Below are 13001 nucleotides of genomic sequence, written 5' to 3' on the forward strand. Positions count from 1 at the left end.
AGCCCCAATCCGACAGTGAGTCCTTTGTGATCAATCCTCGCCCGCGAATCTTGTTTCTCATGCCCTACTTCGGGCGTTGGCCATTCTGGATGCCGTTTTTTCTCGAAAGCTGCCGCCGGAATCCGGATATCGACTGGCTCTTTTTCAGCGACTGCGGGACCCCGGACAATCTGCCGCCGAACGTCAAGCTAGAAAGCATGAGCTTTGCTGAGTACTGCGCTTTGGTATCCCGGCGCCTGGAGATCGACTTTGCGCCCAATGCTGCCTACAAGCTCTGTGATATCAGGCCGGCAATGGGGTACATCCATATTGATCGTCTGGAGGGCTACGACTTCTGGGCCTTCGGCGATATCGACCTGGTCTACGGTGACCTGCGGGCCTATTTCACTGCGGATCGCCTGGCGGGGTATGACCTGTTCTCCACCCATGAACGGCGTGTCGCCGGGCACTTGTGCCTGATACGCAATACTGCACGCAAGCTTGAGTTGTTCAGGCAGATCAAGGATTGGCAGACGCGCTTTACCGACCAGCAGCATCACGCACTGGATGAAGGGGCGTTCAGTCGGATTTTCCTCTGGCGCAAGAATTTTCCTGAGCCGCTGTTCAAGCTGGTGGGCAAGTTCAATCCATGGCGCCGCCGCAGTGAGTTCACCGAGGCCTTCAGCACGCCGGGCGGAGTCATCAAGTGGCATGACGGCAGCCGTGATTTTCCGACGCGCTGGTACTGGAAGGATGGGCATCTGACCAATGACCGCGACGGCGACCGCAGTTTCCCGTATTTCCACTTTGTGTGCTGGAAGCGCAATGAGTGGTCGCAGTTGTCAGAGCCTGATGCGCAGTCGGTTCGGGCCCTGGCCAGCGAGCCGTCCTGGATCATCGATGCCACAGGTTTTCACCGGGGATAGTTATGAGTCAGCGCTTCAAGGTCCTGCAGTTGCAGCCGGACTACAACGTCAAGTCCCACGACTTCGCCGACCTCGCCGAGCAGATCGTCAAGGCCTTGCCGGCTGAGCGTTACGAAGTCACTGCAGCGTTCCTGCGGGGGCGCCCCGGGCCGAACGATCCGGTAAGCCGCGCCGCACATTCGGTGTATTTCGAGTTTTCCGACAAATCCCTCAAGGGCATGCGCCTGCGGGCCATGTGGCGGCTGTTTCAGTTCTGCCGCAAGGAAAAGTTCGATGTGGTGATCTGCAACCGCTTCAAGCCGGTGAACATGATGCTGGCCCTCAACCGCTGGTTGAAGGTGCCATTGTGCATAGGAATTTCCCACGGTTTCGGTGAGTACGACCGGCTTTATCGGCGCCGCCAGACCCAGCGTCTGATCGATCGGCATTGGCGCTTTGTCGGTGTGTCCCCGGCCGTCAAGCAGTACCTGCTCGATTGCCAATGCGGTTTCACCGACCAGAACACCTGGGCGATCACCAACGCCATCGATATCGAACAGGCAGAGGCCTTGCAGCATTCCCGCGAGCGCTCCCGGGAGTTGCTGGGGCTGGCCCCCGATGTGCGGCTGATTGGTGCCTTGGGCCGGCTGGTGCCGGTCAAGGGTCATACCTATCTGCTGCAGGCCTTTGCTCAACTCAAGGACAAGTACCCGCAAACTCAGTTGGCAATCATTGGTGCCGGTCGTGAGGAAGCCAATCTGTGCGCTGAAATCGAGCGCCTGGGGCTGCAGGGCCGGGCTCACCTGCTGGGTTTCAGGGAGAACGCCCTGCAATACGTGCGGGCCTTCGATATCTGGACCATGCCGTCGCTCGCCGAGGGGCTGGGCCTGGCCTTGCTTGAAGGCATGAGCGGGCAGTTGCCGGTGATCGCCTCGAACGTGCCGGCCATGCTGCCGCTGATCGAGGGGGCTGGCGGCCTGGCCGTGGAGCCGGCCAATGTGCCGGCGCTGGTAGCCGCGCTGGATGCCTATCTCGGGCTGTCCGACGAGGAACTGGCCGCCAAGGGCCAGCAGGCCTATGCCTATCTGCAGAAAGAACACGATATCGAGGTGTTCCGCGAGGAGTACCGGCAATTGATCGACTCCGGCTTGAGTCAAGCGGGCAAGAGGCAGCAATGACAGACCAGCAACCTGTGGTGACGGTGATTATCGCCTCCTACAACCACGCGCCCTACATTGAGCAAAGCATTCTCAGTGTGCTCAACCAGACCTATCCGAACATCGAGCTGCTGGTGGTGGATGACGGTTCCAGCGATGACAGTGTCGAGCGTATCCGGCGCCTGCAGGAGCAGCATGGCTTCGACTTTCGGGTCCAGCAGAATCAGGGCCTGACCAACACTCTCAATGGTGCCATTGCACGGTCCAGGGGCAGCCTGATCGTGCCTTTCGGCTCCGACGACATCATGCTGCCCGAGCGCATTGCGACTCAGGTGGCCTACATGGATGGCAAGCCTGAAGTGGGGATCTGCGCGGGCAATATCGAGCTGATCGACAGCGATGGCAACCTGTTTCCCGAGAAGCGCCAGCGCCGTGACGTGCCGTTCCGGCGCCTGGACTTCGACGACATGTTCCTTGAGCGCAAGCCCTATCCACCGGCTCCGACCCTGATGATTCGTCGTGAGGCCCTGGAAAAGGTCGGCGGTTTCGATCCGAATATCCGCCTTGAAGACCTGCTGATCGAGTTGAAGATCACCCGGGCCGGCTATTTCATCGATGGCTTGAACGTGTTGATGGCGCGGTATCGCAAGCACGCCACCAATTCCTACAAGAATCACCGGTTCATGATCGACAACATCCTGCGTTCCTACGCCCTGTTCAGCGACCACCCGCTGTATGAGGAAGTGCGCTACAAGTTCCTCAGTTCGATGTTCCTCAAAGTCTCCAATCGGGATCGCAAGCTGGCGCGCGAACTGCTGGCACAGATCCCCCTCAGGGCCTGGAACAAGAAAACCTGGCGTGGATTGGCCCGCCTGTTCTTTTCTCCTCTGGAAAAAGACTGAAGAGCTACGGCGCTCTGGAAGGGCGGTACACCGCAAAAAAAAGACAGCCCGAGAGGCTGTCTTTTTTTGCGTTCAATTCGGGCTATTGCCTAATGGGCGCCCTTGAGGCCCTTGGCTGCTGGTGGTTGCAGCAGCAGGTTGGCCCGCTCGGTTGAAGTGCGCTGAGCGTAACCTTCCTGCAATGCCTTCAGGTGCTCCTGGAAAAGCCATTGGCTGTCTTCGGGATAGCGTTGCATGTGGCGCAGGTTGCGCTGGCGCAATGAGGTTCTCAGCGATGATGGGTAAACACGCAGGTCGGCCAGGTCGATCAGTCCAAACTGACGATTGTCCAGGACCAGCACATTCGCCAGATGCAGAGAGCGGAAGTACACGCCCTGTTCGTGCAGGGCGGCCATGAAGGTGCCAAAGCTCTTGATCAGGCTAGCGCGCGCCTGCGGCGAGTCCGCGGAGTGCAGGCACTGGCGCAGGGTTCGTCCAGGCAGTGGCTGGTAACGTACGGCGTTGCTGCCATCCGCGAGACGATACAAGCCCAGGATGCTTGGAGTAGTGATTCCTAGATCGCGTAGTTGCTCGCTGTTTGTGGCAAAGCGCTCCGAGTAGGGATTGAAACCGCCAGAGGTGTACCAGCGCCGCGGCCGGAACAGCTTGAAGAAGCTGCCATCCTCCAACTGCAGGACCTTGGGCCCGAGGCCATCGGATTCTATTACCTGGGCGTTGGCGGTGAGCTGCTCGGCGGCAGCTGGTGTGAGTACCTGGCAGGTCAGGGCCGGTGTGCGCCTGGCTCGCTGGCTGATGCACAAGGCGGCAATCAGGGCCAGGGGAATCCACAGCAGGAACCAGTGCTCCTTGGGCCGGGAAAGAATCCCTCCTCCCTCTGTCAGGCCGGCGCCGATACCGAACATGAGCCAGGTCGAGGCCAGGATGAACAGCGGAGCGCTTCGTAATTGCCAGCTCTTGAACAAGCCCCAGGCTTGCATGAACAGCCAGGGAAGCAAGCCGATGATGCCGACGTAGTACAGCACGCCCAATGCAAAATTATGAGGTTCTGCCAGGAGATAGCCAATGCCGACATCTACCACCAGGTCCGCGTTGTAACCGTGGCCGATCCATGGGTGGGCGGCAATGTAGTTGAGCATCAGTGCCCAGATCTCAAAGCGGTAGGAGTTGCCACGCTCGCCCAGCATTTGCGAGAACAGCAACAGCACGGTTGTCCCGCCAATCAGCATCGCCGCGAGCAGCAGCAACGAGCGGCGGTTCCAGCAGATAAAGCAGATCCAGGCAGCGGCTAGTGTCAAGGCCACTAGTGGAGTACGCGAGCCAGTCGCAATCACCGTGGCGAACATGATGCCCATGGCCGGGACACTGAGGAAAAGGACCCGCATGCGCTGGCAGGTCATGCTGAGCCAGAGCCAGTAGACCAGGAAGAACCCGAAGACGTGGGAGCTCAGCAGAGGGTTGTCGAAGGCGCCGCTGCCAATCATGCGTGTGCCGGGGGCATAGACCTTGCTGAACGCATACAGATTGAAGAGCGAGGCAAGGAGGGCCACGGTTGCCGCACAGAAAAGCAGCGGTTGCACAATGTCCCGGCGATAGCTGAGCAGCAGGCTGCAACCGGCAAAGAGCATGAGCAGGTGCAGGGGCGTCTTGAACTCGCCAGCCACGCTATCGACTGGCGGGCTCCAGGCCAGGCTGATCAGGGCCCAGCTGCAAAACAGCAGGACGGCGATGAAAATAGGCTCGCGCAGCAGGTTCTTGATTTCGCCGGGACGCATGCACAGCGCGATCAGCGTCGGGATGCTGAACAGTCCGTAGTACAGCTTGTGCAATCCACTGCGCCCCGGCAGGAAGAACATCGCACAGAGAAGCAGTAGATAACCGATCGGCAGAATCCACAGGCAAATGAAATCGAATACTCGATTGGCCGTGTTGTGAAGGGCATTGGGTTGCATGCTTGAACGTTCATCCCGGAAGTTAAGCTGGCAATCATAACGACTTATGGCTGGCGGTGTCGTTGGTCAGCTGAACAATCTCGGGCCTATGGGAGTGCCAGTACCGCGAACAAGCTGTGCTAAAGTCAGCCTCCTTTTTGACGACATTCGCGTGATATGACCGACTCCAGTCCTGACGCAAGCCCCTCGAGCTTGAAAATCTACTTCCGTCTGCTCGGCTATGTGCGGCCCTATATTGGTCTGTTTCTCATCAGCATCGTCGGGTTCCTGATCTTCGCTTCGACTCAGCCCATGCTCGGCTACATCCTCAAGTATTTCGTCGACGGCCTGTCCAACCCTCAGGCGGTGCTGTTTCCCGGTGTGCCTTATCTGCGCGACATGCAGTTGCTCCAAGCGGTGCCGCTGCTGATCGTGCTGATCGCTGCCTGGCAAGGCCTGGGCTCCTACCTGGGCAACTACTTCCTGGCCAAGGTATCCCTGGGGCTGGTGCACGATTTGCGGGTGCAACTGTTCAACAACCTGTTGACCCTGCCCAACCGTTACTTCGACAAGCACAACTCCGGGCACCTGATCTCGCGTATCACCTTCAACGTGACCATGGTCACGGGGGCGGCGACGGACGCGATCAAGGTGGTGATCCGCGAAGGCATGACCGTGATCTTCCTGTTCGCCTCGCTGTTGTGGATGAACTGGCGCCTGACCCTGGTGATGATCGCCATCCTGCCGCTGATCGCGGTCATGGTCCGCACCGCCAGCAAGAAATTCCGCAAGCAGAGTAAGAAGATCCAGGTGGCCATGGGTGATGTGACCCATGTTGCCTCGGAAACCATCCAGGGCTATCGCGTGGTTCGCAGCTTTGGCGGCGAGACCTATGAGCAGCAGCGTTTTCTTGCTGCCAGCCAGGGCAACACCGACAAGCAACTGCGCATGACCCGTACCGGCGCCATCTACACCCCACTGTTGCAACTGGTGATCTACAGCGCCATGGCGGTGCTGATGTTCCTGGTGCTGTATCTGCGCGGTGATGCTTCTGCCGGTGAAATGGTGGCCTATATCACCATGGCCGGTCTGCTGCCCAAGCCGATCCGCCAACTGTCCGAAGTCAGCTCAACGATCCAGAAAGGCGTGGCGGGTGCGGAGAGCATCTTCGAGCAGTTGGACGTCGAGCCCGAGGTCGATCGCGGCACCGTCGAGCGCGCCAGCATCAATGGGCACCTGGAGGTGCGCAACCTGAGTTTCACCTACCCGGGAACCGAACGGCAGGTGCTCGATGACATCAGCTTCAGTATCGAGCCCGGGAAAATGGTGGCGTTGGTGGGGCGTTCCGGCAGTGGCAAGTCGACCCTGGCCAACCTGATTCCGCGGTTCTACCACCACGACAAGGGCCAGATTCTTCTGGATGGCACCGAGGTCGAAGACTTCCGCCTGCTGAACCTGCGTCGGCATATCGCTCAGGTTACCCAGCACGTCACGCTGTTCAGTGACACCGTGGCCAACAACATTGCCTACGGTGACCTGGCCGGTGCGCCGCGTGAGGACATCGAGAAGGCCGCCGCCGATGCCTATGCCATGGACTTCATTGCCCAGTTGCCCGAAGGCCTGGATACCCAGGTAGGGGAGAACGGCGTACTGCTTTCAGGTGGCCAGCGCCAGCGCCTGGCGATTGCCCGGGCCTTGCTGAAGAACGCCCCGCTGCTGATTCTCGACGAGGCCACTTCGGCCCTGGACACCGAATCCGAGCGGCACATCCAGGCCGCCCTGGACAAGGTCATGAAGGGCCGCACCACCCTGGTGATTGCCCACCGCCTGTCGACCATCGAGAAAGCCGACCTGATCCTGGTCATGGACCAGGGGCGGATTGTCGAGCGCGGCAGCCATACCCAGCTGCTGGCACAGAACGGCTACTACTCGCGGCTGCATGCCATGGGCCTGGAAGAGCCCGCGCCCAGCGGAATCGCCTGACCTGTTCCGGGGAGCGAGCCGGCTCGCTCCCCGGGGCCTTGGTGTGCAAGGCACCTTGGCATCATTTGTAGCCGCTTCCTTACAGTCTTGACCAAGCCTAAATAATTCTGCGTTTCCCGCTTGTTATGGTTCCCGCCTGAATCTTTGAACAGATCGAGGGGGCCATCCCTCTCGCGTGGGTAGCAGAATGTTGCAACGCTTTGTGTGGAAGTTATTACCCAAGACCCAGCGCAATTTCCTGCTTGGGCGCCTGTCGGTGGTGGATCGCCAAGTGGTGAACAAGTCCATGTCGGCCAATGTGCGCTTTCCTGATGCCTTCTCCCGGCACTCCTGCCTGTTCATTCATGTCCCCAAGTGCGCGGGCAGCAGCATCTGTTCGGCATTGTTCGACGGTTGGATGCCCGGGCACCTGCCGTTGTACTGGTACGAGCAGCAGTTTCCCCAGGCCTTTTCCAGCAGCTTCAAGTTTGCCTTCGTGCGCGACCCCCTGGAGCGCGCCTACTCGGCCTACGCTTTCCTGCGGGGCAATCGCCTCGGCCGACGGGACCAGGCAGCCCAGGCGCTGGTAGGGCATTACCGCGACTTCGATGACTTTATCGGCCGCTGGCTGCACCCGGAAACCATCCACAAGCAGATGCACTTTGCTGCCCAGAGCGATTTTCTCATCGACTCCCTGGGCCGACTGGCCCTGGATTTCGTCGGCTATCAGGAGCACCTGCAGCGAGATTTCCAACTGCTGTGCGAGCAGTTGCAGGTCCAGACCCGACTGCCCCATGTCAACAGCACCCAGCAGCGCCATGGCACCCCCGTCAGGGATATTTGTTCGGTACGCACCCGGCGCCTGGTGCGCCGGGTCTATCAACGCGACTACGAGATGCTCGGTTATGAATAAGCTTGCCTGTGTACCGCTGGAGCGCCCGCAAATCCGTCCCTACAGCCTGTCGTTGTCCACCGAGGCCCGGGCCGCCCTCAAGCAGCAGCAACCCTGCTGTTTTTGGCTGACCGGATTGTCGGGGGCCGGCAAGTCGACCCTGGCCAATCTGTTGGAGCTGCGGCTCAACGAGTTGGGTATGCACACCTTCGTCCTCGACGGCGACAACGTTCGTAGTGGCCTGTGCAGTGACCTGGGAATGGGGGCCGAGGCGCGCAAGGAGAATATCCGCCGCATGGCCGAGGTGGCACGGCTGATGGTGGACGCCGGCCTGCTGGTCATAGTGTCGGCGATCTCGCCGTTTCGCGCCGAGCGCGATGCCGCCCGCGTGCTGTTCGGCCCGGGGGAATTCATCGAGGTGTACGTCAGTACACCTTTTGACACCTGTGCCCGGCGTGACCCCAAAGGGTTGTACCAGGCTGCGCTGGAGGGGCGGATCAAGGACTTCACCGGGCTCGACAGCCCCTATGAAGCGCCGTTGCAGGCCGATTGCGAGATCGACACGGCGACCGTGGCACTGCCGGAGGCGATCCGCCGCCTGCTGCAACTCCTGCCCCGTAAATAAGCGGCAAGAATTCTTCGTCGGCCCCATTCAAGGCATAGAACTAGGCGGCGCCAACCCTGTGTTAATATCGCGCCCCTGTTCATTTTGTATGTGGGATGCTCCATGAAGTTGTCCATGCCGCGATTCGATCAAGCCCCCGTCTTGGTGGTCGGCGATGTCATGCTCGACCGTTACTGGCATGGTGGTACCTCACGGATTTCCCCTGAGGCGCCAGTGCCGGTGGTCAAGGTCGAGCAAATCGAGGATCGCCCCGGCGGTGCCGCCAACGTTGCCCTGAACATCGCTGCCCTCGGCGCGCCGGCCTCCCTGGTGGGCGTGACCGGCGACGATGAAGCCGCCGACAGCCTGGCCAACAGCCTGCAAGGCGCGGGCGTGCGTGCGCTGTTCCAGCGCATCAAGCACCAGCCGACCATCGTCAAGCTGCGGGTCATGAGCCGTCACCAGCAGTTGTTGCGTATCGATTTCGAAGAACCCTTCGCCACCGACGCCCTGGCCCTGGCGGCCGAGGTCGATGCCCTGCTCGACGGGATCAAGGTGCTGGTGTTGTCCGACTACGGCAAGGGCGCGCTGCGCAATCACCAGGTGCTGATCGCCGCTGCGCGGGCCCGGGGCATTCCGGTGCTGGCGGACCCCAAGGGCAAGGATTTCTCCATCTACCGCGGCGCCAGCCTGATCACGCCGAACCTCAGCGAGTTCGAGACCATCGTCGGCGGCTGCGCCGACGAGCACGAACTGGTGAGCAAGGGCGCGCAGTTGATGCATGACCTGGAGCTGGGGGCGCTGCTGGTGACCCGTGGCGAACATGGCATGACCCTGTTGCGCCCCGACCACCCGGCCATGCACTTGCCAGCCCGGGCCCGGGAAGTGTTCGACGTTACCGGTGCCGGGGATACGGTGATCTCCACCCTGGCGGCCGCCATTGCCGCCGGCGAAGAGCTGCCCCACGCAGTGGGCCTGGCCAATCTGGCGGCCGGCATCGTGGTTGGCAAGCTGGGTACCGCCGCCATCAGTGCTCCCGAACTGCGCCGGGCGATCCAGCGCGAGGAAGGCTCCGAGCGCGGGGTGCTGAGCCTCGACCAGTTGTTGCTGGCCATCGATGATGCCCGAGCCCACAACGAGAAGATCGTCTTCACCAACGGCTGCTTTGACATCCTGCATGCCGGGCACGTGACCTACCTGGAACAGGCGCGAGCCCAGGGCGACCGGTTGATCGTGGCGATCAACGATGACGCTTCGGTCAGCCGCCTCAAGGGCCCAGGCCGTCCGATCAACAGTGTCGACCGGCGCATGGCGGTGCTGGCGGGGCTGGGGGCGGTGGACTGGGTGATCAGTTTCCCCGAAGGCACCCCGGAAAACCTCCTGTCCCAGGTTCGGCCGGACGTGCTGGTGAAGGGCGGTGACTATTCCATCGACCAGGTTGTAGGTGCCGATATAGTCGGTGCCTATGGCGGCACCGTTAAGGTGCTGGGGCTGGTGGAAAACAGCTCGACCACGGCTATCGTCGAGAAGATCCGCAAGACCGACAAGGCCGAGTAACGGCCTTGCGGTCCACAAAAAAGGCGCCTGTTGCAGGCGCCTTTTTTTTGCCTCAGCCCTGGCGCCGGGCCTTGCCGGGGACGATCTTGCGCAGGATCTGCCGGGCCCGGCCGGTTAGCCGCGATAGCTTCGACGCCTTTTGCGGTGGCTCCAGGCCCCGCTGCCTGAGCCAGTCCTTCCAGCGAATCCGCTCGTCACTCACCACCCAGCCTTCCTGCTGGGCGAAGCTTTCCGCCAGGTACAGGCCGCGGGTGCTGGCCGGATGCAACTGGTCTTTCTTCAGGGTGTAGAGCTCGGCGCAGGGCTCGCCGTTGTCCAGGGGCATCAGGTACAGGTCCGGGCGCTTGCGGTCCAGCCGTGCCACCAGTTGGTCGCCCTCCAGGCGCTCGTCGACGTGGAACAGGCTCAGGGACTTGGCTTCCCTCGGCACGTCCAGGCGCAGGTCGTAGATCAACTGCAGTGAGGCGGTGGGCAGGTGCACATAGGCCCGGGGACGCTCCAGCAACTGCAGGTTGCCACAGCGCACCGGCAGCGCCGCCCCGGACAGCGGGGTCAGGCGAAAGGGCAGGGCCTCGCGATAGTGCAGGGCGCCGGCGTAGGGCGCGGGCAGCCAGGTGTCGTTGAAGCGCCCACCGAGCCAGCCTTCGGGGGTTTCCAGCAGGCATTCCTCGGCAATTTCCTGGATCGCGGTATGCAGTGGCAGGTTGAGCTCGTGAGCCGGGACATAGCCGGAAATCAGCTTGAGCACCACATCGCCGCGATCCTGGCGGCGCTGGCGCACCAGCACCCAGTAGTCGCGGTTCTGCCAGTGCAGGGTCAGGCGCACCGAGACCCCGAGGTTGGCCAGCTCCAGGGCGAAGCGCTGATTGTCGGCCACCGTCACCGCGCGCCGGCGCTGCAGGGTCTGGGCGAAGTTCAGCGGCATTCCGACGCTCTGGTAGCTCAAGCCTTCGGGAGTCGCTTCGACGAACAGGGGCAGGGTCTTGAAGTTGCTGGGGTTCTTTCTAATGAGCGGTCGCGACATCTCGGCTCCTTCTTGCGTCGGGGTCGGCCGCGTCGGCGGCATCAGTTCTTGCCAAGGACCTGCGCCACAGTCGACACGTTATGGGCCAGGTGCAAGGGATTGATGGTCCCGACAATAGCACTGGCGACACCGGGCCGGTCAAACAGCAGTTCGAAGCTGGCCCGCACCGGATCGATGCCCGGGCTCAGGCAGACGTGGCCGCTGGCAAGCGCCTTTTTCACCAGGATGCCCTTGTGGTGAGCGGTAGCGTAGTCAATGACTGCCCGCTCGGCCTGTTCGTTCAGATTGTAGGTAACCATGGCGCAATCGCCTTGCTCCAGGGCCTTCAGGCCGCCGTCTACGGTCTTGCCGGAGAAGCCGAAGCCACGGATCTTGCCCTCCTGCTTGAGCTGCGCCAGGGCCTGGTAGACCTCGCACTGCTCGAGGATCGCCAGGTCGTTGCCGTCGGAATGCACCAGCACCAGGTCGATGAAGTCGGTTTCCAGGCGTTGCAGGCTGCGCTCCACGGACATCCGGGTATGGGCCGCGCTGAAATCGTGCCGCGACAGGCCATCGGCGAACTCTTCGCCGACCTTGCTGACAATCACCCATTCCTGGCGCTGGCCGCGCAGTAGCGGGCCCAGGCGCTCTTCGCTGCGGCCGTAGGCCGGAGCGGTGTCGATCAGGTTGATGCCCAGGTCGCGGGTCAGCTTGAGCAGCATGCGGGCCTCCTGGTCGTCGGGGATCTGGAAGCCGTTGGGGTATTTCACGCCCTGGTCGCGGCCCAGTTTCACCGTGCCCAGACCCAGGGGCGACACCAGCAGGCCGGTGCTGCCCAAGGGGCGATGCAGATCGTGCAGGGTTGGCTGGCTCATGGCAGCAGTTGCTCCCAGGCTGGTTGCGCCAGGGGCGGCTTGGGCAGTTCGGGCAGGGCCTGGGCGGCGGCGGGGTGAATGCCGTCGCGCTCCAGGGCAGCCAGGACCCGGTCGGCGAAGTCCGGCGCCAGGGCCAGCTTGGTCGGCCAGCCCACCAGCAGGCGATCCTGCTCGGCGAGGAAGGCGTTGTCCGGGCGGGTCAGGCCCGACTGTGCCGGTTCGGCGCGGTCGACACGCAGGGTGGCCCATTGCGCCTGGCTCAGGTCGATCCAGGGCAGCAGTTGCCCCAGTTCCTTCTGGGCTGCGGCAATCTGCGCTGCCGGTTCCCGGGCCACGCCCTCGGCTTCGGCGATATCGCCCCCCAGGTACCAGACCCACTGGCCGTCGGCGGCCGGGTGAGTGGTGACGGTGATCCGTGGTTTTGGCCCGCCGCCCAGGCAGTGGGCGTACAGCGGTTTCAGGCTCGGGCCCTTGACCAGCACCATGTGCAATGGTCGCCGTTGCATGGCGGGCTGGCTCAGGCCGGCCGCTTGCAGCAGCTCGGCATTGCCGGCTCCGGCGCTGAGGACAATGCGTTGCGCGCGGATTTCCCGCCCGTCGACCCGCAGGCCCAGCAGTTGGCCGTTCTCCAGCAGGGGCTCGATCTTCTGCCCGGCCAGCAGGCTGTCTCCCGCCAGGTGCGCGAGGCGCTCGATCAGGCTCGGCACATCCACTACCAGTTCGGCGAGGCGGTAGACCTTGCCCTTGAAGCGCTTGTCCTGCAGGGCCGGGGGCAGTTGCTCGCCCTTGACTTGATCGACCCGTCCGCGTACCGCCTTGCTGGCGAAGAAGCTGGTGAGGTTGCCGGCCAGGGTGCCGGGGGACCAGAGGTAGTGGGCCTCGGACAGCAGGCGCACGCCGGACAGGTCCAGCTCGCCATTGCCCGCCAGGGCTTCGCGCCAGCGCCGTGGCATGTCGGCAATGGCCTCGGAGGCGCCAGTGAGGGCGCCGTGCAGGGCGTATTTGGCGCCGCCGTGGATGATCCCCTGGGATTTCACGCTCTGTCCGCCGCCGAGGCTGGCGCTTTCCACCAGCACGGTGGAAAAACCCAGGCGTTGCAGGCGAGCGTTGAGCCAGAGACCGGCGACGCCTGCGCCGACAATCAGCACATCGGTGGAAATAGCGGATGGCATGCAGCGACCTCGGTAAGTAAAACGAAGCCGCAAGTTTCAAGCCTCAGGCCTCAAGCTGCAAGCTT

The 13001-nt window shown here is 62.3% G+C and carries 11 protein-coding genes; 7 read left to right on the top strand and 4 right to left on the bottom strand.

Translation table 11 applies throughout. The annotated features are described in order from the left end of the window. Positions 1–26: 26 nt before the first annotated feature. The 3 genes from AC1RMG_RS25530 to AC1RMG_RS25540 are packed head-to-tail and all read left to right on the top strand — an operon-like array spanning position 27 to position 2943. Positions 27–905, top strand: a complete 879-nt coding sequence (locus tag AC1RMG_RS25530; RefSeq protein WP_493170525.1) for a DUF6625 family protein — start codon at positions 27–29, stop codon at positions 903–905. A 2-nt stretch (positions 906–907) separates the two neighbouring features. Further along, entirely contained in the window at positions 908–2062 is a 1155-nt protein-coding gene (locus tag AC1RMG_RS25535) for a glycosyltransferase (RefSeq protein WP_125062455.1), read from the top strand. Then, complete coding sequence (locus AC1RMG_RS25540) at positions 2059–2943, top strand: glycosyltransferase (protein ID WP_125062454.1); 885 nt, start codon at positions 2059–2061, stop codon at positions 2941–2943. Before AC1RMG_RS25535 ends, AC1RMG_RS25540 begins: the two co-directional genes overlap by 4 nt. A gap of 89 nt (positions 2944–3032) precedes the next feature. On the opposite strand, the gene AC1RMG_RS25545 is transcribed toward AC1RMG_RS25540, so the two are convergent. Further along, positions 3033–4892 carry an O-antigen ligase family protein gene (locus tag AC1RMG_RS25545; protein ID WP_125062453.1) on the bottom strand — a complete coding sequence of 620 codons (1860 nt, stop codon included), beginning with the start codon at positions 4890–4892 and terminating at the stop codon, positions 3033–3035. Positions 4893–5048: 156 nt separating this feature from the next. Here AC1RMG_RS25545 and msbA point away from each other — a divergent pair, with 156 nt between their 5' ends. From msbA to hldE, 4 genes are all read left to right on the top strand, one after another. Beyond that, positions 5049–6854 carry a lipid A export permease/ATP-binding protein MsbA gene (gene msbA, locus AC1RMG_RS25550; RefSeq protein ID WP_183000692.1) on the top strand — a complete coding sequence of 602 codons (1806 nt, stop codon included), beginning with the start codon at positions 5049–5051 and terminating at the stop codon, positions 6852–6854. 187 nt (positions 6855–7041) lie between these two features. Further along, positions 7042–7746: a sulfotransferase family protein gene (locus AC1RMG_RS25555; protein WP_262213893.1), complete on the top strand. Its 705-nt coding sequence runs from the start codon at positions 7042–7044 to the stop codon at positions 7744–7746. After that, entirely contained in the window at positions 7739–8350 is a 612-nt protein-coding gene (gene cysC / locus AC1RMG_RS25560) for an adenylyl-sulfate kinase (RefSeq protein ID WP_493170529.1), read from the top strand. The genes AC1RMG_RS25555 and cysC overlap by 8 nt, the downstream gene beginning before the upstream one ends. A 102-nt stretch (positions 8351–8452) precedes the next feature. Next, positions 8453–9886: a bifunctional D-glycero-beta-D-manno-heptose-7-phosphate kinase/D-glycero-beta-D-manno-heptose 1-phosphate adenylyltransferase HldE gene (hldE, locus tag AC1RMG_RS25565; protein ID WP_011058903.1), complete on the top strand. Its 1434-nt coding sequence runs from the start codon at positions 8453–8455 to the stop codon at positions 9884–9886. 52 nt (positions 9887–9938) lie between these two features. On the opposite strand, the gene AC1RMG_RS25570 is transcribed toward hldE, so the two are convergent. Genes AC1RMG_RS25570 through AC1RMG_RS25580 form a run of 3 tightly spaced genes read right to left on the bottom strand, consistent with a single transcriptional unit; the run spans position 9939 to position 12936 of the window. Then, positions 9939–10910, bottom strand: a complete 972-nt coding sequence (locus AC1RMG_RS25570) for a hypothetical protein (protein WP_019093038.1) — start codon at positions 10908–10910, stop codon at positions 9939–9941. Between the two features lie 41 nt (positions 10911–10951). Then, entirely contained in the window at positions 10952–11764 is an 813-nt protein-coding gene (locus tag AC1RMG_RS25575) for an aldo/keto reductase (RefSeq protein WP_015633920.1), read from the bottom strand. Then, entirely contained in the window at positions 11761–12936 is a 1176-nt protein-coding gene (locus AC1RMG_RS25580; RefSeq protein WP_493170531.1) for an NAD(P)/FAD-dependent oxidoreductase, read from the bottom strand. The genes AC1RMG_RS25575 and AC1RMG_RS25580 overlap by 4 nt, the downstream gene beginning before the upstream one ends. Positions 12937–13001: the final 65 nt, after the last annotated feature.

The organism is Pseudomonas sp. GW822-FHT04H02 (genome assembly GCF_058800645.1).

What these genes read in the sequence shown, in the direction of transcription:
- AC1RMG_RS25535 (WP_125062455.1), top strand. Translation starts at nt 908, where the DNA reads ATGAGTCAGCGCTTCAAGGTCCTGCAGTTGCAGCCGGACTACAACGTC.
- AC1RMG_RS25575 (WP_015633920.1), bottom strand. Translation starts at nt 11,764, where the DNA reads ATGAGCCAGCCAACCCTGCACGATCTGCATCGCCCCTTGGGCAGCACC.
- cysC (WP_493170529.1), top strand. Translation starts at nt 7,739, where the DNA reads ATGAATAAGCTTGCCTGTGTACCGCTGGAGCGCCCGCAAATCCGTCCC.
- AC1RMG_RS25570 (WP_019093038.1), bottom strand. Translation starts at nt 10,910, where the DNA reads ATGTCGCGACCGCTCATTAGAAAGAACCCCAGCAACTTCAAGACCCTG.
- AC1RMG_RS25555 (WP_262213893.1), top strand. Translation starts at nt 7,042, where the DNA reads ATGTTGCAACGCTTTGTGTGGAAGTTATTACCCAAGACCCAGCGCAAT.
- hldE (WP_011058903.1), top strand. Translation starts at nt 8,453, where the DNA reads ATGAAGTTGTCCATGCCGCGATTCGATCAAGCCCCCGTCTTGGTGGTC.
- msbA (WP_183000692.1), top strand. Translation starts at nt 5,049, where the DNA reads ATGACCGACTCCAGTCCTGACGCAAGCCCCTCGAGCTTGAAAATCTAC.
- AC1RMG_RS25540 (WP_125062454.1), top strand. Translation starts at nt 2,059, where the DNA reads ATGACAGACCAGCAACCTGTGGTGACGGTGATTATCGCCTCCTACAAC.
- AC1RMG_RS25580 (WP_493170531.1), bottom strand. Translation starts at nt 12,936, where the DNA reads ATGCCATCCGCTATTTCCACCGATGTGCTGATTGTCGGCGCAGGCGTC.
- AC1RMG_RS25545 (WP_125062453.1), bottom strand. Translation starts at nt 4,892, where the DNA reads ATGCAACCCAATGCCCTTCACAACACGGCCAATCGAGTATTCGATTTC.